The 18,522-nt window shown below is 58.1% G+C and carries 14 protein-coding genes and 1 pseudogene; 7 read left to right on the forward strand and 8 right to left on the reverse strand.

Going from position 1 to position 18,522, the window contains the following annotated elements:
* Positions 1-45: 45 nt before the first annotated feature.
* From HA41_RS02255 to HA41_RS02265, 3 genes are all read right to left on the reverse strand, one after another.
* Positions 46-2,490, reverse strand: coding sequence for a DUF3772 domain-containing protein (locus HA41_RS02255; RefSeq protein WP_094119398.1), 2,445 nt, complete (start codon positions 2,488-2,490; stop codon positions 46-48).
* Positions 2,491-2,740: 250 nt separating this feature from the next.
* Positions 2,741-3,688: a D-alanyl-D-alanine endopeptidase gene (pbpG, locus tag HA41_RS02260; RefSeq protein ID WP_094119399.1), complete on the reverse strand. Its 948-nt coding sequence runs from the start codon at positions 3,686-3,688 to the stop codon at positions 2,741-2,743.
* A gap of 177 nt (positions 3,689-3,865) precedes the next feature.
* Positions 3,866-4,453 carry a Yip1 family protein gene (locus tag HA41_RS02265; protein ID WP_094119400.1) on the reverse strand — a complete coding sequence of 196 codons (588 nt, stop codon included), beginning with the start codon at positions 4,451-4,453 and terminating at the stop codon, positions 3,866-3,868.
* A gap of 206 nt (positions 4,454-4,659) precedes the next feature.
* Here HA41_RS02265 and HA41_RS02270 point away from each other — a divergent pair, with 206 nt between their 5' ends.
* On the forward strand, positions 4,660-5,238 hold the full coding sequence (locus HA41_RS02270; RefSeq protein ID WP_094119401.1) for a DedA family protein: 579 nt from the start codon (positions 4,660-4,662) through the stop codon (positions 5,236-5,238).
* On the opposite strand, the gene HA41_RS02275 is transcribed toward HA41_RS02270, so the two are convergent.
* Positions 5,232-6,005: an SDR family oxidoreductase gene (locus HA41_RS02275; protein WP_094119402.1), complete on the reverse strand. Its 774-nt coding sequence runs from the start codon at positions 6,003-6,005 to the stop codon at positions 5,232-5,234. The two genes, HA41_RS02270 and HA41_RS02275, sit on opposite strands and share 7 nt — an antisense overlap.
* Positions 6,006-6,192: 187 nt before the next feature.
* On the opposite strand from HA41_RS02275, the gene HA41_RS02280 reads away from it, so the two are divergent.
* The 3 genes from HA41_RS02280 to HA41_RS02290 all read left to right on the forward strand — a co-directional run bounded on the left by HA41_RS02280 (position 6,193) and on the right by HA41_RS02290 (position 11,133).
* Positions 6,193-8,007: a glycoside hydrolase family 15 protein gene (locus HA41_RS02280; protein ID WP_094119403.1), complete on the forward strand. Its 1,815-nt coding sequence runs from the start codon at positions 6,193-6,195 to the stop codon at positions 8,005-8,007.
* Between the two features lie 196 nt (positions 8,008-8,203).
* Positions 8,204-9,298 carry a L,D-transpeptidase family protein gene (locus tag HA41_RS02285; protein ID WP_094119404.1) on the forward strand — a complete coding sequence of 365 codons (1,095 nt, stop codon included), beginning with the start codon at positions 8,204-8,206 and terminating at the stop codon, positions 9,296-9,298.
* A 233-nt stretch (positions 9,299-9,531) separates the two neighbouring features.
* Positions 9,532-11,133 (forward strand): inorganic phosphate transporter, encoded by a 1,602-nt coding sequence (locus HA41_RS02290; RefSeq protein WP_094119405.1) that lies wholly within the window; start codon positions 9,532-9,534, stop codon positions 11,131-11,133.
* 21 nt (positions 11,134-11,154) lie between these two features.
* Here HA41_RS02290 and HA41_RS02295 read toward each other — a convergent pair whose 3' ends face one another.
* The 4 genes and pseudogenes from HA41_RS02295 to HA41_RS02310 all read right to left on the reverse strand — a co-directional run bounded on the left by HA41_RS02295 (position 11,155) and on the right by HA41_RS02310 (position 15,361).
* On the reverse strand, positions 11,155-12,342 hold the full coding sequence (locus HA41_RS02295) for an MFS transporter (RefSeq protein WP_094119406.1): 1,188 nt from the start codon (positions 12,340-12,342) through the stop codon (positions 11,155-11,157).
* 72 nt (positions 12,343-12,414) lie between these two features.
* The gene (dusC, locus tag HA41_RS02300) at positions 12,415-13,365 is read right to left on the reverse strand and encodes a tRNA dihydrouridine(16) synthase DusC (protein WP_094119407.1); all 951 of its coding nucleotides are present in this window, start codon (positions 13,363-13,365) and stop codon (positions 12,415-12,417) included.
* Positions 13,366-13,367: 2 nt separating this feature from the next.
* Positions 13,368-14,751, reverse strand: a pseudogene (gene rhlE, locus HA41_RS02305) (ATP-dependent RNA helicase RhlE).
* Between the two features lie 217 nt (positions 14,752-14,968).
* Positions 14,969-15,361 (reverse strand): YbhQ family protein, encoded by a 393-nt coding sequence (locus tag HA41_RS02310; RefSeq protein WP_094119408.1) that lies wholly within the window; start codon positions 15,359-15,361, stop codon positions 14,969-14,971.
* Between the two features lie 179 nt (positions 15,362-15,540).
* Between HA41_RS02310 and HA41_RS02315 the strand changes: the two genes are divergently transcribed.
* Genes HA41_RS02315 through HA41_RS02325 form a run of 3 tightly spaced genes read left to right on the forward strand, consistent with a single transcriptional unit; the run spans position 15,541 to position 18,508 of the window.
* The gene (locus HA41_RS02315) at positions 15,541-16,302 is read left to right on the forward strand and encodes an endonuclease/exonuclease/phosphatase family protein (protein WP_094119409.1); all 762 of its coding nucleotides are present in this window, start codon (positions 15,541-15,543) and stop codon (positions 16,300-16,302) included.
* Complete coding sequence (gene clsB / locus HA41_RS02320) at positions 16,299-17,543, forward strand: cardiolipin synthase ClsB (RefSeq protein WP_094119410.1); 1,245 nt, start codon at positions 16,299-16,301, stop codon at positions 17,541-17,543. The genes HA41_RS02315 and clsB overlap by 4 nt, the downstream gene beginning before the upstream one ends.
* On the forward strand, positions 17,543-18,508 hold the full coding sequence (locus tag HA41_RS02325) for a lysylphosphatidylglycerol synthase domain-containing protein (RefSeq protein WP_094119411.1): 966 nt from the start codon (positions 17,543-17,545) through the stop codon (positions 18,506-18,508). The genes clsB and HA41_RS02325 overlap by 1 nt, the downstream gene beginning before the upstream one ends.
* The last annotated feature ends 14 nt before the right edge of the window (positions 18,509-18,522 follow it).

The raw sequence follows: 18,522 nt of genomic DNA on the forward strand, positions 1-18,522 counted from the left end.
TTTTGTCGGCCTCAGAATCATGACATCCGGATCAGGCGATTCGCGTTATGACAGCAGCTTCTCTTCTTCGCTGGCTGCCACCGCCTGCTGGCGACGCTCGATAATCATGGTTTGCGGCGTAGAGAGCAGAATTCCCTCTTTACGCAGGCGGGTCAGAATATCAAACAGCAGGTCGCTCTTCGCGCCAGCGATCTGGCGCTGTCCGGCCACGTTGCCGGTCACGCTCAGTATAATCCCCTGCTGGGTGAGATCTTTGAACGACACCGACGGCTCTGGCGTCTCCAGAATGCGTTCGTTTTCGTTATAGACCTCCAGCAGGATATCGCGCACTTTAGACGGATCGATATTCAACGGGAAGGTGAGCGTGATAGTCACCACGCCCTGTGCATTGCCCATGGTGGCGTTACGCACGTTCTGCGAGATGAACTGCGAGTTCGGCACGATGACGGTCGATTTATCGCCTAACTGAATTTCGGTGGCGCGCACGTTGATCCGGCGGATATCCCCTTCTATGCCGCTGATTGTCACCAGATCGCCCACTTTCACCGGACGCTCGGTTAACAGAATCAGTCCCGAGATAAAGTTCTTCACAATCTCCTGCAGGCCAAAACCGATACCGACCGACAGCGCACTGACGATCCACGCCAGTTTGTTCCACTGCAGGCCCATGATCGACAGCGTCAGCAGAATAATCAGCACGTAGCCAATGTTGCTGAACAGCGTCACCAGCGACACCCGCATCCCCACGTCCATGGTGGTTTTTGGCAGGAAATCGTTGTCCAGCCAGCGGCGAATTGACCGCAGCACATAGATGCCGACCACCAGGCAGACCAGCGCGTTGACCATATGCGCCGGCACAATATTCAGCGACTCCAGCCCTTTACCGCCCCAGAACTCAATCGCTTTCTGCAGCAGCTCAATCGGGGTTGAAGAGGCGAAAGTCCCGTTCAGCAGCGCCAGCACCACAAACAGCACCAGCACGGTTTTACCCAGGGCCGTCAGCAGAGTGGCAGTTTGTTGCAGATGACGCTCGTTGATATTCAGCGAGCTCTGAATACGCCGTCCGGAGGAGTTACTGGTCGAAAACAGGCTTTCACAGCCATCACTCAGCAGATGGCTGAGGAAGTAGAACGAACCAAACAGCAGGCCGCACCAGATCACCTCATAACTCAGGAATCGCGCCAGCGTCACGTAGCCGATAACCAGCGACAGCAGAATCGCCAGCGCCGTCAGGGTCAGGCCCATCTGAATCAGCCCGACCAGCGTCGATCGCGCCTCGGGTGGCGTGCCCGCCTGCGTCATGCGGCGGCGAACCCGGTTGGTGCGGATGCTGATCGCCAGCGCGGTGCTGCCAATCAGTAACGCCGTCAGACCGTTGGCGAAGATAGTCGTGTTCAGGCTGGTGCCGACGCTGTAGTTAAACGCCTCCATCGTCTGGAAGATAAACACCAGTACGGCAGTGATCGGCGGGAAAGGCTTCAGCGCCATCGCCACTTCATTGGAGATGGTTGGCAAACGCCAGCTTGGTCGGCGTGTAGAGAGAAACGCGCGGCCCAGTCCGGCAATTAAACCGCAGAACACGCTAAGCTGGACCAGCCGATCAACAAAATCCTGTACGTTGTCTGACACGTCATCACGGCGGGTAAACGCCAGCGCAATAAAGTTGAAGGTCAGCACCACCGCCACCAGCGTGGTGATGGCAATCGCTGCCGCCAGGAAACTGCGGCGCAGTCGCCCTTCCGGCAATTTATGAATGCTGACCCAGGCGAGGAACTCTTCACTGTAGCGACGTCCCAGCGTCATCACCAGCAGCGCAGCCAGTATCCAGGCCGCACTGCCAACGCGCCAGCCCGGCTCCCACGAGAGTGCCGCGGTGTCCTGCAACTCCTGCAGGAATTCACCGATTTTCTCGCCGTCCAGATCCTGACTGCTGAGCACCGGTGCCCAGAAGCGCGGTCCGAGGATGCTGCCCGAGTTAAGCGCCAGCTGGCTCTTAAGCTGATCGCGACGCAGGTTAACGATTTGCGAAGAGAGCATCAGTGCACCGTTTTTGATGCCTTCCGCCTGCTTGATCTGATCGTCGAGTTTGCCCTTCTGATTCTCCAGCGCGTGACGCTTGCGCGTCACTTCCGCGGTCTCTTTCATGCCGCTGTCCGGCTTCGGTGCCGGACCCAGCACCGCCAGCTGTGCATCAAGCTGCTGGCGTTCGGGCAGCAGCGCCTGGCCCAGCGTGTCGGCATTGCCTGACAGCTCCAGCGCCATTTCATTCAGTTGCGTCAGCTTACTTTCGCCGGTATCGCCCGAGATCTGGCTTTTGATTTTATCGAGGATCTTCTGCATTTTCGGCAGTTCGACCGCCGCATTGACTTTTGGCGGGGCATCTTGTTCTTGTGCGGCGCTCGCCGCATCGTCCGCTGCCTGCGACCACGCCGGGGCAAACGCCACCAGAGCCAGCATTAACAGCGCAAAAAGGGATCGTAGCTTAAACATATCAGTGAGATTCCAGCAGCATAATCAGGCGATCTACCCTCGCCATTCGCGCGTAGTGTAGGGCTTTGCAAGCGATGAAACTATAGGAATAGCGGGCAATTATTGTTCCGTATTCAGGCTGTTCAGGCCGCAACAGAGACCACTGGCCTCCGCTGCGGCTGGCGGGCGGATCACGGCGGTTGCCGCCGTGTCGCCCTCTGGTGCAGCCAGAACACCGCCGGTGCGCCTGAGGCGCCACACCGGCTATGCTCTACTCAACCCCGGCACTGCTGGCACCATTGCTGGCGACCTGACCTGATTTCTGTTTTTTGTAGGCCAGCGCGGCGGCCGGCACCGGCGCAGCCTTGCCGGTTTCAATCCAGTCACGCAGGCGGTTGGCATCCGCAAAGTGGGTATATTTGCCAAAGGCGTCCAGCACCACCAGCGCTACCGGGCGATTGTTGATCATGGTGCGCATCACCAGGCAGTGGCCCGCCTCGTCGGTGTAGCCGGTTTTGGTCAGCTGAATGCGCCAGTCATTTTTGTACACCAGATGATTGGTGTTGCGGAATGGCAACGCGTAGCTCGGATGCGTGAAGACGGCGGTTTCTTCTTTAGTGGTACTGAGCGCGCCGAGCAGCGGATATTCCCGTGTCGCCTTAAGTAACTTAATCAGGTCCTGGGCACTGGAGACGTTTTGCGTGGAAAGCCCGGTCGGCTCAACGTAGCGGGTCTGTTTCATGCCCAGCGCGCGCGCTTTGGCGTTCATCGCCCGGATAAAAGCGTTATAGCCGCCTGGATAGGCATGTGCCAGGCTGGCAGCGGCCCGGTTCTCAGAAGACATCAGCGCCAGCAGCAGCATATTGCGGCGGCTGATCTGGCTGTTGAGTTTGACGCGTGAAAATACCCCGCGCATCTCCGGCGTCTGGCTGACATCGACCGTCAGCATCTCATTCATCGGCAGATGCGCGTCCAGCACCACCATTGCGGTCATCAGTTTGGTGATGGACGCGATCGGCCTGACCCGATCCGGATGACTGGAAAACAGCACTTTATTGCTGGTGAGATCGACAATCATCGCGCTGCCAGAGGCAATCTGCGGTTGAGCAATCGGCGCCATTTGTGACAGCGAGGTGGACGCCTGCGCCGGTAAAACCATTCCCTGCCCGGAAACGAGCAGCGCCAGCGAGAACAAAGTGAAACGAATTTTTGCAGGCATCGTAGAAAAAAGACCCGGTTGAGATTGTGCGCTGTGTCAGACACAGGCCGCCCGCATCAGTGCAGTCAGAGCGCGGGCTGGCAGCAGCATCATACGCTGAAGGTTAAGAAATTTCCTGGTGAGATTGTTTCCGGGCGTTAAAAAAGGCGCTGCCGCCAGCACGGCGGCAACGGCAGATCAGAACAGTCGGGGTCCATAACCCCACAGAATGACGGTCATCGCCAGTAACACTTCAAACACCAGCACGCCAATCGCCAGCGTGGAGCCGGAGAAACGCAGGCTCTCTTCACGGTCAATATTCAGAAACAGCGGAATGCCGATGTAGAGCAGATAGCCGGTATAGACCAGCGCTAAAGCGCCGACCAGCACGCAGAGCCAGACCAGCGGATAGAGTGCCACCAGTCCACTAAGAAACAGCGGTGTAGCGACATAGCCAGCAAACACGGTGCAGCGCTGTACGCCTGGCCGTTGCGGATAATTACGTGCCATCCAGTGGATCACCCGACCCATCACCGTCACGCCACCCAGTATAATCAGATAGAACAGGATACCGAGCCCAATCCCGGTCGCGATATTAAGCTGTACAAACTGCCCCTCACCGAGATTCCAGCCCAGTTGCGTAGTGCCGATAAAGGCGCAGATAACCGGGATCGCCGCCATCAACAGGACATGGTGGGTGTAATGGTGCGAGACGCTCTCATTCTCTTGCTTGATATGACGCATTTCCTGATTCGGATGCGCCAGAAGTCCCCAGACATGGTTCATACAGTCACTCCTCTGATGCGAAGGGCTGCCCGGAACGGCAAGAGGGTCTCTGAGGGCAGCGACAGTTCAAGTATAAACAGCAGTACAACTTTCGGGGTCGCTGAGCAAAAAAACAGCAAAGATAAGCGCAGGGGCGGACGGTGGGCGGAAGCGAAGCCAAAACGCGTATAGACTTAAAGAAACAGACACAAACAGGGAGAGTCGCTTTGCATTTGGATATCAACGGATTAATTACCCAGTACGGCTATCTGGCGCTGTTGATTGGCTGTATTGCCGAAGGCGAAACCTTTACCTTACTCGGCGGCGTCGCCGCCCATGAGGGCCTGCTGCACTATGCGGGCGTGGTGCTGGCCGCGATGGCTGGCGGCATCATTGGCGATCAGCTGCTCTACTGGATTGGGCGCCGCTACGGCGCGCGCATCCTGCGTCGTCTGAAAAAACATCAGGATAAAGTGGTCAAGGCGAACAGGCTGATCAAGCAGCGACCGAGCCTGTTTGTTATCGGCGTGCGCTTTATGTATGGCTTCCGGCTGATTGGTCCCATCATCATCGGTGCCAGCCGCCTCAATCCGATGAAGTTTTTCATTCTCAACGTGATTGGGGCGGCAATCTGGGCGCTGATTTTTGTCACCCTCGGCTACTTTGCCGGCGGCATCATCGCCCCGTGGCTGCACAAACTCGACCAGCACCTGAAGCATCTGCTGTGGCTGGTCGGTGCGATCGTGTTTGCCTTTGTGCTGCGCTGGGTGATCCGCCGCTGGCATAACCGTCGGGCCAATCAGTAACCTTTGAACTGCGGATTCGCCAGCATGAATCCGCCGTCGATGATAAAGGACTGGCCGGTGGTGTAGGTCGCCCACTCAGAGCAGAGCCAGGCGACCATACTGGCGATTTCGTGGGTGTCGCCGGGCCGACCAGCCGGGATCTCCGGCATCTTCACCTTGTGCGCATCTTCGTCACTCATCTTATTCATCGGCGTGGCGATAGCGCCAGGTGCCACCGCATTAACCAGAATATTGTGCGGCAGCAGGCTCAGCGCCATCGATTTGGTCAGACCGCCCGCCGCATGTTTTGCTGCCGTGTAGGCCACCGAACCGGGCAGCGGCGTGTGCTCATGCACCGAGGTGATATTGATAATACGACCACCTTCGCCCTGCTCAACCATCTTACGGGCCGCAATCTGGCCGCAGACGAAGACGCCATCCACGTCGACGGCAAAGGTTTTACGCCAGTCTTCATAGGTGACATCAAGGAAATCCGCTTTGAAATTAGCCCCGGCATTGTTCACCAGTACGTCAATGCGGCCAAACTGATCAATCAGCTGTTGCAGTGACCGGCCGCCCTGTTCAGGATCGGCCAAATCCAGCTGGATAATCTCCGCACGCCGGCCTTTGTCCCGCACTAACTGTGCGGTATGTTGCGCGCCCTCTTCATCAGAACGCCAGGTGATACCAATGTCAAAGCCCTGCTCTGCCAGCATTTCAGCACAGCGGCTGCCGATGCCCGAGTCTGATGCGGTGATAATGGCGACTTTACTCTGTGGTGTGGTCATAACGGCCTCCTTTAGGAAAAAGTGTCACCACCAGTATAACGTTCCTGAAAAAATCGCCCGCCGTCAGCGCCCATTCTGTCAACCGGTCGCTGATGCAATCCGGCGCTGAATGAACCCTCTGTGCCAGGCGGCCGCCGACGCTGCCGCCTCGACTATAGTTAGCAATGACACTAACAGGGAGAAACGGATGAGTAAGGTAAAACGCAACATTGAGGACCACGGCGTGATTGGTGATCTGCGCACCTGTGCGCTGGTCGCCAATGACGGCACCATCGATTATCTCTGCTGGCCTGAACTCGATAGCCCTTCGGTTTTTTCCGCATTGCTTGACAGTGATGACGCCGGACTCTTCTCTCTGGCCCCGGACTGGCAGAACGTGCGCCGCCAGCAGCTCTATCTGCCTGATACCAACATTTTACAAACCCGCTGGCTGGGCGATGAAGGCGTAGCCGAAATCACCGACTACATGCCGATTTGCGATGATGATGACAAACTGCCACGGCTGATTCGTCGGGTGAAAATGGTGCGCGGCAAAGCGCGGTTCGCCATGCGTTGTTCCCCCCGGCACGACTACGCCAGGGCGCAGACCCGCGCCGAAGTGCAGCATGGCTGCATCGATTTTCATGCTGAAGGTCAGCCTTCGCTGCGTCTGGCCGCCACCGTGGTGATGACGCTGGAGGAGAACAGTGCCACCGCCGATTTTACCCTGCAGGCGGGCGAGCATGCTGAATTTGAATTTGGCAGCGTCAACGACGCGCATATCGAAGCGCTCTCCACCGAACACTGTTTTGAAGAGACGCTGAATTACTGGCGTCGCTGGAGCGCCCGCAGCACCTATCAGGGCCGCTGGCGCGAAATGGTTCAGCGCTCGGCGCTGGCGTTAAAACTGCTGACCTCGCATCGGCACGGCTCAATCGCCGCCGCTGCCACCTTTGGCCTGCCGGAAGAGCTGGGCGGCGAGCGCAACTGGGATTATCGCGCCTCGTGGATCCGCGATGCCTCCTTCAGCATGTACGCCCTGATGCGCCTCGGCTATGTCGATGAAGCCAAACACTTCACCCAGTGGGTCGGGCGCTGTGTTGAAAACAGCCATCATGACGAAATGCGCCTGCAGGTGATGTACCGGCTGGACAGCGGCACCGAATTGCACGAAATGGAGCTGCTCAATCTGTCAGGCTACGGTGATTCGCGGCCGGTGCGCATCGGTAATGATGCGTGGCAGCAGACTCAGCTGGATATCTACGGCGAACTCATGGATGCGGTCTACCTTGCCAATAAATATGGCGAGGCGATTTCGCAACGTGGCTGGAAGCACGTGACACAGATGATCGACCGGCTGTGCGACAAGTGGAATCAGCCCGATGCCGGTATCTGGGAGATGCGCGGCCAGCCGGAGCATTTTCTGCATTCGCGCCTGATGTGCTGGGTGGCAATGGACCGCGCGCTGCGCCTGGGCATGAAGCGCTCGTTGCCGATGCCCTATGAGCGCTGGGATCGGGTGCGGCGTGAGATCCGTGAAGATATCTGGGCCAACTTCTGGAACAGCGAACGCGGCCATTTCTCTTCTACCCGCCACGGTGAGCATCTTGATGCCTCGATGCTGCTGATGCCGCTGGTGCGCTTTGTCGGGGCCACCGATCCCGACTGGATTGCCACACTGGATGCCATCAAAACCCATCTGGTCAGCGACGGTATGGTACGGCGCTACAACATCGACGAGACGCCGGCAGATGGTCTGCAGGGGTCGGAAGGGTCATTTGGTGCCTGTTCATTCTGGTATGTCGAATGCCTGGCCCGCGCGGGCCGGATTCAGGAAGCGCATTTCGAATTTGAGAAGCTGCTAAGCTACGCCAACCCGCTGGGCCTCTACGCCGAGGAATTTGACAGCCGTGGCCATGCGCTGGGGAATACGCCGCAGGCGCTGACGCACCTGGCGTTAATCAGTGCCGCATTTTTCCTGAATCGTAAACTCAGTGGTGAAGTGACATTATGGCAGCCCTGAAGCCGTTTTTTTTACGCCAGCGGTGGCTGAAAAATGCCGGTTTAACACGGGAAGTTACGTAAAGTATTTCCGGCAGGTTAAAATCCTGATTCACATCGTCAGATTAATGAACATATAATGCGCAGCAGGTCACATTGGCCAGCATGGGTTCGATACATTGACAAGCCTGAAACATGGCGATAAAGACTTGTAAAATATGAAAATGAGCATTCGCGCGTTCGCTTCAATCGCATTGGCTTTGGCGGCGTTTAGCCAGTCAGCCTTTGCTGTGGTTTACCCGTTACCGCCGGCCAACAGCCGGTTGATCGGGGAAAATATCGAGATTACTGTTCCTGAGGACAGTAAACTGCCGCTGGAGGCCTTTGCGGCACAATACCAGATGGGTCTCAGCAACATGCTGGAAGCCAATCCGGGGGTTGACGTTTATCTGCCTAAGGCTGGCAGTAAAATGATCATCCCACAGCAGCTGATCCTGCCTGATGCACCGCGCGAAGGCGTCGTGATCAACAGCGCTGAGATGCGTCTCTACTACTATCCGAAAGGCAGCAAAACCGTGGTGGTATTGCCGATTGGTATCGGTGAGCTGGGTAAAGATACCCCGATCAACTGGACCACGGCGGTAGAACGTAAGAAAGATGGCCCGACCTGGACGCCAACCAAAGCGATGCACGCCGAATATGCAGCACGTGGCGAGAATCTGCCAGCGGTGTTCCCGGCCGGTCCGGATAACCCGATGGGGCTGTATGCGCTCTATATTGGTCGCCTGTATGCGATTCACGGCACCAATGCCAACTTTGGTATCGGCCTGCGCGTCAGCCATGGCTGTGTACGTCTGCGCGCCGAGGATATCAAATGGCTGTACCACAACGTGCCGGTCGGTACGCGGGTGCAGTTCGTTGATCAGCCAGTGAAAGCGACTATCGAGCCGGACGGTTCGCGTTATGTCGAAGTGCATAACCCGCTGTCAACCACTGAAGAGCAGTTTAACTCGCGTGAGCTGGTACCGATTACGCTGACACAGGCGGTGAGTAAAGTGCTGGTCGATGCCAGTGTTAATCAGGACCAGGTGAACGGTGCCATTCAGAGCCGTACCGGTATGCCGGTAAAAGTGAACGGTGTGGAGAACAACATCCAGACCGCACCGGTTGACGTGCCAGAGAACCCACAGGCTGCACCACAGGAGCAGCCAATGACGCCGGTGACTTCACAGGGCGCCAGCACCGACGCCGCGCAGCCACAGCAGCAGCCGGTTACGGCGCCTGCGCCTGCCACGGCGAATAGTAACTCCTAATCGCCGTTCCGTTCTCCGAAGCCAGCGCCCGTCGCTGGCTTTTTTATGGCCTGCATTTGCCAGACGTTACCCTTTCCTTTGCGCGTTGCCCGCCCAGCCGATAGCGGCCAGCGCGGCTTCCGGTGTCGCCGGATCGCGCGCTTGCCCGTCATTTTACTGTCATAGAAAGCGCGTATCACACTGCGATGTACCGGTGCAAATCAGCATCCGGCATCCGCAATGCGAGGTACACCATGAGCGAAAACAGTCTCTCTTCTTCCTCATCGACCCGACGCCCTGATTTTAATGGCAAAAGCAGCCGCTTTAGCAAGCCGCTGTTTTTCATCCTGCTGGTCGCCGGGCTGGCGTTTGCCGGGCTGAATCTGGTCAAGGATGTTGAACAAACCAACATGCCGGTGACCCGCTACCTGCCGTTCTTTTTGCTGGGACTGGCGCTGCTGATCGCGCTGGGCTTTGAGTTCGTCAACGGCTTTCATGACACCGCCAACGCCGTCGCGACGGTGATCTACACCCATTCACTGACCCCAGGTGTGGCGGTGGTCTGGTCCGGCATCTGTAATTTTCTCGGCGTGCTGCTCTCCAGCGGCGTGGTCGCTTTTGGCATCATCTCCCTGCTGCCGGTGGAGCTGATTCTGCAGGCCAGCAGCGGTAACGGCTTTGCCATGGTTTATGCCCTGCTGTTCTCGGCGATTATCTGGAACCTCGGCACCTGGTATTTCGGCCTGCCCTCCTCCTCCTCGCATACCCTGATTGGCTCGATCATCGGCGTCGGGGTGGCGAACGCGATTCTGCACGGGCGCAGCGGCCTGAGCGGCGTCGACTGGGATCAGGCACTGAAGGTCGGCTATGCGCTGCTGCTGTCACCGGTGGTCGGTTTTGTCTGCGCCGGGCTGTTGCTGTGGGTCATGAAGCTGTGTATCCGCAATCGCCAGCTCTACAGCGCGCCGCAGAATGACCAGCCGCCGCCGGTCTGGATCCGCGGCCTGCTGATTCTGACCTGTACCGGCGTCTCCTTTGCGCACGGTTCTAACGACGGTCAGAAAGGAATGGGGCTGATTATGCTGATCCTGGTGGGCACCATGCCGATCGCCTACGCACTTAACCGATCGCTGCCGCCGGATCAGATCCCACGCGTCGCGTCGCTCACCGAGGTCACTGAACAACAACTGCTGCAACTGCAGCCGGCCGCGCCTAAGCCGCCTGCCCCACGCGACGTGCTGATCGCCTTTGTCGGCAGCAGCCAGCTCAATCCTAACGTGTTACCGGCACTGGCGATGACCCTCAATGAGATTGGCGACCAGATACGCCGCTACGGATCGATGGAGAATATTCCGGCGCAGTCGGTGGCCAACACCCGTAACCAGATGTACCTGGCCTCAGAGACCATCAGGCATCTGCAAAGCGCAGAGGTAAAGCTGCCGGAAGAGACCGAACGTAATCTGAAAGCGGTGAAAACCGAGCTCGACAGCGCAACCCGATTTATTCCGATGTGGGTAAAAGTGGTGGTGGCGATCGCGCTGGGGCTGGGCACCATGGTGGGCTGGCGACGGATTGTGGTAACGGTGGGCGAACGGATTGGTAAAACGCACCTCAGCTATGCACAGGGAGCCAGCGCCGAGCTGGTGGCGATGGCGACCATTGGCGCGGCAGACGGCTTCGGCTTGCCGGTCTCAACCACTCACGTTCTGTCGTCGGGCGTGGCGGGCACCATGGCGGCTAACCGCTCCGGTTTGCAGTTATCGACGCTGCGTAATCTGGCAGTGGCCTGGGTACTGACCCTGCCGGTGTCGATTCTGCTCTCGGCGCTGCTCTACTGGCTGTTTATTCATCTCTGATCATACAAAACCGGCCGGCACTTAACCCGCCTGCCGGTTTTGCCAGTAAAGCCGCAGCGTGATCAACAGCGCGCCCAGTACCATCAGCGCCGCCGCCAGGTAAACCGACTGCATGCCCCAGTGACCGATGAACAATCCCGCCACCGGACCGGTCAGACCGAGTCCGAGATCGAGAAAGGCAGAATAGGTGCCCAGCGCCGATCCCTGATCCTGACGTCCGACCTGCTTAACCGCCTCGACGCCGAGCGCCGGAAACACCAGCGAGAAGCCGCAGCCGGTAAGAAAGGCACCCGCCCCCACCAGCCAGGCGCTGTCGGCCTGCCAGATGATGATCAGCCCCAGGCACTCCAGCAGAAAAGAGAACAGAGAGACCTGCAATCCGCCAAACAGGGTAATAAAGCGGCCAAAACCGAGGCGCACCAGCACAAAGCCGAGGCTAAAGACGGACAGCGCCCAGGCCGCGCCCTGCCAGTCGCGGCTGGCAAAATAGAGCGTGATAAAGGTGGCGATCACGCCGAAACCGATGGTGCCGCAGCCGAGTGCCAGACCATACAACCAGACGCGGGAGAAGACCCGGTGAAACGGAATCCGTTCGCCCACGCTGACGGTCACCGCCGGTTTGCGGCTGGCCATCAGATAGCCGATGACACCCATTAGCGCAATCAGCCCGGCAAAGCCGCTCATCCCCAATCCGCTGTTGAGCATCACCCCAAGCGGCGCGCCAATCGCCATCGCCAGATAGGTGGCGACGCCGTTCCACGAGATAACGCGCGCGGTCTGCATCGGACCCACGATGTTCATGCCCCACAAGGTTGAACCGGTGCTGCTGAAGCTCTCACCCACGCCAAGAAACAGCCGCCCCAGCGCCAGCAGCGCCAGACTCAGCCATGGCCATTCGGTCAGTAGCGCAGCAATAATGGTCAGCACACCGCTCATGCCGCAGCAGAGCAATCCCAGCATCACCACCCGTTTCGGACCGAGGCTATCGGCCAGACGGCCCGACTGCGGGCGGCTGAGCAGCGTCGCAAAATATTGAATGCTGATGATCAGCCCGGCGACAAACGAACTGAATCCGAGATGGTTTTTGACAAAGCCCGGCAGCACGGCCAGCGGAAGACCAACGGAGAGATAGCAGAAGAAGGTGAAAACGATTACCGAGAGGATACGTTTATTGAGCTGGCTGTTGCTCAATACAGCGACATCAGACATAGCAGGCTTGTAAGGTAAGGGAAATTTTTCCCACTATACCGTCAGGCCGCTAAGGGGTCGCCTGATTTTTTATCACAATCCATGAACAATGGCGTGACGATCGATGGCGTAGGCAATGTCGCCCGAGGATTTTAACGCGCGGATTTCACTGAATAAACCGTCGGCTTCGGTATAGGCTTTGCGCAGGTAACCGAGCCACTGCTTGATGCGGGCCACGTGATACAAGCCGGTATCACCCTGCTTTTCCAGACGGGTATATTTCTGTAACAGCATAACGACGTCCGGCCAGGGCATCGGCGGTTCGTTGTACTTCACCACCCGACTCAGATTGGGAATATTGAGCGCGCCACGGCCTAACATCACCGCATCACACCCGGTAATCCGCAGACAGTCCTGAGCACTTTGCCAGTCAAAAATCTCGCCGTTGGCGATTACCGGAATCTTCAGCCGCTGGCGAATCTCGCCAATCGCCTGCCAGTTGATGGCATCCGCACGGTAACCCTCTTCCCTGGTCCGGCCGTGTACCACCAGCTCAGTGGCACCTGCCTGCTGGACCGCGTCGGCAATCTCCAGACTTCGGGCGCTGGAGTCCCAGCCAAGCCGCACTTTGACCGTCACCGGTAACGCTGCCGGCACCGCTGCGCGCATCGCCCTGGCGCCGCGATAAATCAGATCAGGATCTTTGAGGAGAGTGGCACCGCCACCGCTGCCATTCACCAGTTTCGACGGACAGCCGCAGTTAAGGTCAACACCCCAGGAGCCGAGTTCCACTGCACGGGCGGCGTTTTCAGCTAACCATTCGGGATGCTGCCCCAGCAACTGCAGACGCACCCGCGTGCCGGAAGGCGTGCGGCTGGCGTGTTGCAGTTCGGGGCAGAGACGGTAGAAGGATTTTACCGGCAGCAGTTGATCGACCACGCGCAAAAACTCAGTGATGCACAAGTCGTAGTCGTTCACTTCCGATAACAGCTGGCGCACCAGCGAATCAAGCACGCCCTCCATCGGCGCCAGTAAAACCCTCATACTCAGACGTTTCCGGTACGCTTCGCTGCCGGACGACGCGGACGGGCAGCCGGTCGGTCACCCTGAGGGGCCGGCTGGCTCTGACGACGCGCCTGAGGACGTTTTTTCGCCAGATGAACGTGGCGCACCGGCACCCTGTCCACCCTGTCCACCCTGTCCACCCTGACTGCGACCACGACCGCCGCCGCCTGCACCGCCACGCGACTGCTGCTGACGGCCGTTAATGATCGGTTCCGCTTTAATGCTCGGATCGGGCTCATAACCGGCAATCGCCAGACGCGGAATTTCGCGCTTCAGCAAACGTTCAATGTCACGCAGCAGTTTATGCTCGTCAACGCAGACCAGCGATAACGCCACACCGGTGGCCGCGGCACGACCGGTACGGCCGATACGGTGGACATAATCTTCGGCAACGTTAGGCAGCTCGTAGTTCACCACGTGCGGCAGCTCTTCAATATCCAGGCCACGGGCCGCGATGTCGGTCGCCACCAGCACGCGAATGCCGCCGGACTTAAAGTCAGCCAGCGCACGGGTGCGGGCACCCTGGCTTTTATTGCCATGGATGGCGGCGGCAGTGATGCCATCCTTGCCCAGCTGCTCGGCAAGGTGGTTAGCGCCGTGCTTGGTGCGGGTAAAGACCAGCACTTGCTGCCAGTTGCCTTCGCCGATCAACTGCGACAGCAGTTCCCGCTTACGCTTCTTATCCACGAAGTGAACCTGTTGCGCCACCTGCTCAGAAGCAGTGTTGCGGCGGGCCACTTCCACCAGCTCCGGATTGGTCAGCAGTTTCTCAGCCAGTCCTTTGATCTCATCAGAGAAGGTGGCGGAGAACAGCAGGTTCTGACGTTTCGCCGGCAGACGGGCCAGCACGCGACGGATGTCGTGGATGAAGCCCATATCGAGCATCCGATCCGCTTCATCCAGCACCAGCACTTCAACCTGAGACAGGTCAACAGCGTTCTGTTGCGCCAGATCCAGCAGACGGCCAGGGGTAGCGACCAGAATATCAACGCCGCCACGCAGTTTAAGCATCTGCGGGTTGATGCTGACGCCACCAAATACCACCAGTGAACGCAGCGGCAGATATTTGCTGTATTCGCTGACGTTTTCGCCTACCTGCGCCGCCAGTTCACGGGTCGGGGTGAGGATCAACGCCCGCACCGGACGACGACCGCGGATAGCGCCCGCGTTGGCAGAAAGTTTTTGCAGTAACGGTAAGGTAAAGCCGGCCGTTTTGCCGGTGCCGGTCTGGGCACTCGCCAGCAGATCGCGGCCTGCCAGCACCACAGGAATCGCCTGGCGCTGAATAGGTGTAGGTTCGCTGTAGCCTTGTTCGGCAACCGCGCGCAAAATATCGGCACTCAGGCCGAGAGAGTCAAAAGACATTACGTGTTTTACTCCGGTCCGCTCTGGCCGTGATTCACGGTGTAGTTTTCAGAGGGATAGTGACGCCAGCTGGGGCTGACGCGTGAAAAGGGCACAAACTACGATGCGTAAGCGGGCGAGTGTAGCAGCTTTAACGGTACTGTGCGAGATAGCTCACATTTCCTGACATAACTTAATGCGCTATAAACAGGAAGGCCACCTTGCGGTGGCCTTCAACTTAACTACGTTTTTTCTCGATGCGCCGCGGTGGCTCTTTCGCCAGCAGCGACACCAGCGCCGGACCCAGCAACATCACTACGCCAAGCGAGGCCAGCAGCAGGTTGTTGTGGTAAATCCGCGACACCAGGAAAAGTGTCATCATGGCCGCGCCAAAGTAGTAAGTGGTGGTCGCTTCTTCAAGATAATCACCGAGCGTGCGTAAACGAGCACTGCGCTGCGTCACCAGCATGGCGATAAACACCAGTGCGTAAGTGGTCACCAGCGTGCTGCAGACATCGACCAGGGCTTTATGTTTCCAGCCCCAGACCAGCGCTGCGATCACCAGTAAATGCATCGCAATGTGCACGTACGTCTGACCTGTGATGATTTGAATACGATTAGACCATTTCATTCAATTCTCCTGGCAGACCCAACAGGTCGCCCAAGTGCTACCGACACAAGCCGGAAACGGTTTCCTCAATGTAAAACAATTTTCGGATAACGCCTTAATTATCGCCCTTCCTCACCATCCATTTGTGACAAAGACTACACTTTGATTCTATTGATGATGAAAAGGAGTGCGTCGCGAGTATGCCACAAAACCAGCAAGGATTTTCAATTAAAGTCCTGACGATCAATACACACAAGGGTTTCGCCCCTTTCAATCGCCGCTTCATCCTGCCGGAATTGCGTGACGCCGTACGCGCAACGTCGGCGGATGTGGTCTTTCTGCAGGAGGTGATGGGCACCCACGCCATCCATCCCCTGCACCATGAAAACTGGCCTGACTCGCCCCATTACGAGTTTCTCGCCGATACCATGTGGAACGATTACGCCTACGGACGCAACGCGGTCTATCCGGAGGGTCATCACGGCAACGCCGTGCTGTCGCGCTTTCCGATTACCGAATATGAAAACCGGGATATTTCAGTGGCCGGCAGCGAAAACCGCGGCATGCTGCACTGTCAGATCGCCCTGCCCGAGCCGCACGGCACGCTGCATGTGATCTGTGTGCATCTGGGGCTGAAGGAGGCGCATCGCCACGCCCAGATGAAGATGATGTGTGAGATGGTCTCTTTACTGCCACCGGATGCGCCGGTGGTGGTAGCCGGTGATTTTAATGACTGGCAGCGACGCGCCAACCAGATACTAAAACATGGCGCAGGTCTGAAAGAGGTATTCAGTATGAAAACCGGACGCCCGGCGCGCACCTTCCCGGCGCGCTTTCCGATTCTGCGGCTCGACCGCATCTACGTGCGTAACGCCACGGTCAGTCATCCGTGGACGCTGCCGCGAAAACCCTGGTCGCATCTTTCCGATCATGCGCCGCTGGCGGTGGAGATTCATCTATGAATTTTCACTGGCAAGAGGGTAACAAGCTGCGCCTGCTGGAGAATGGCGAAGAGTTTTTCCCGCAGGTATTCGGAGCGATTCAGCGCGCCGAACGCACCGTGCTGCTGGAAACCTTTATTCTGTTTGAAGATGAGGTCGGTAACGCCCTGCATCGCGAACTGCTGGCGGCCGCCCAGCGCGGCGTCAGAGTCGAAGTGATGGTAGACGGCTATGGCTCGCCCGATCTCTCCGACAAATTCGTCAACAGTCTGACCGGCGCGGGCGTACGTTTCATCTATTACGACCCACGCCCGCTGGTGATGGGGATGCGCACCAACGTGTTCCGCCGCCTGCACCGTAAAACGGTGGTGGTGGATGAGGTGGTCGCCTTTGTTGGTGGGATTAACTTCTCGGCTGAGCATAACAGTGACTATGGTCCGGAAGCCAAGCAGGATTACGCGGTGCAGGTTAAAGGCCCGGTGGTCGGTGATATCGCCTGCTATCTGCAGCAGGCGATTGGCAGCGAGCAGGCCACCCGCCGCTGGTGGGGATCGCGTTCGCACCGCCCGGCCGTTAACGCCACGCCGGGTGACGCCCAGGTGCTGTATGTCTATCGCGATAACGACGATCACCGTGATGACATCGAAATGCACTATCTGGAGATGCTGCGCGAGGCGAAACGCGATGTGATTATCGCTAACGCCTACTTCTTCCCCGGCTACCGGCTGCTGCGCGAAATGCGCAATGCGGCCCAGCGCGGGGTGCGCGTCCGGCTGATTGTGCAGGGCGAACCCGATATGCCGATTGTCAAAGTCGGTGCCGAACTGCTCTACAACTACCTGGTCGATGCGGGCGTCGAAGTCTACGAATATTGCCGTCGTCCGCTACACGGCAAGGTCGCGGTCAGGGACGATCACTGGGCGACCGTTGGCTCCAGCAATCTCGATCCACTCAGCCTGTCGCTTAACCTCGAAGCCAACCTGATTATTCACGATCGTCAGTTTAACCAGACGTTACGCGATAACCTTGAAGCCCTGCTGGCTAAAGATTGCCAGCGGGTACAGGACGATCGCCTGCCGCCGCGTAACTGGTGGCAACTGAGTAAAAGTGTGGTGGTGTTCCACTTTCTGCGTCATTTCCCGGCCATCGCCGGCTGGTTACCGGCGCATACGCCGCTGCTGGCGCAGGTCGATGCGCCGGTTCAGCCGGAAATGGAGACGCAGGACCGTGTTGAAGCCGATAATGAAGGAGCAAAACCCTGATGGCGAAAAAGCATCCACGCTGGCAACTGGCGAAAAAAATTCTCACCGTGCTGTTCTTCATTGCCGTGATTGTGCTGCTGGTGGTCTATGCACGTAAGGTGAACTGGGAAGATGTCTATGACGTGATCGTCAACTACAACCGGTTTGTGGTGCTGACCGCTGCCGGGCTGGTGGTGATCAGTTACCTGGTCTACGGCTGTTACGATTTGATTGGCCGGGCCTACTGCGGTCACAAGCTGGCAAAACGACAGGTGATGCTGGTGTCGTTTATCTGTTACGCCTTCAACCTGACGCTGAGTACCTGGGTCGGCGGCGTGGCGATGCGTTACCGGCTCTATTCCCGCCTGGGGCTCGACAATGGCACCATCACCCGCATCTTTTCACTGAGTATTGCCACCAACTGGCTGGGCTATATCCTGCTGGCCGGGGTGGTGTTCAGCGCCGGGATGGTGTCGATCCCCAGCGGCTGGTTTATTGGTGAAACCACGCTGCGGCTGATCGGCGTGGTGTTGCTGGTACTGGTGGCGGTCTATCTGTGGGCCTGCGCCTTCTCGAAGCGTCGCCGCTGGACGGTGAAAGGCCAGACGCTACAGCTGCCGTCACTGCGGATGGCGCTGTTTCAGTTTGCCGTCTCCTGCGCCAACTGGATGGTGATGGGGGCGATTATCTGGCTGCTGCTGGGACGGGATGTCGGCTATCCGATGGTACTGGGGGTATTACTGATCAGCAGCATTGCCGGGGTAATTATTCACATTCCGGCCGGGATTGGGGTACTGGAGGCGGTGTTTCTCGCCCTGCTCAGCGGTCAACACACGACGCATGGGGCGATCATCGCTGCCCTGCTGGCCTACCGCGTGCTCTACTTCATTCTGCCGCTGTTGCTGGCGCTGGTGCTCTATCTGGTGCTGGAGAGTCGGGCGAAGCATCTGCGTCATAAGAACGAGCAGAAATTACAGAAATCGTAGTAAAAAAAAGGGAG

Origin of the sequence: Pantoea conspicua (genome assembly GCF_002095315.1) — a bacterium.
Taxonomy (GTDB): Bacteria; Pseudomonadota; Gammaproteobacteria; order Enterobacterales; family Enterobacteriaceae; genus Pantoea; species Pantoea conspicua.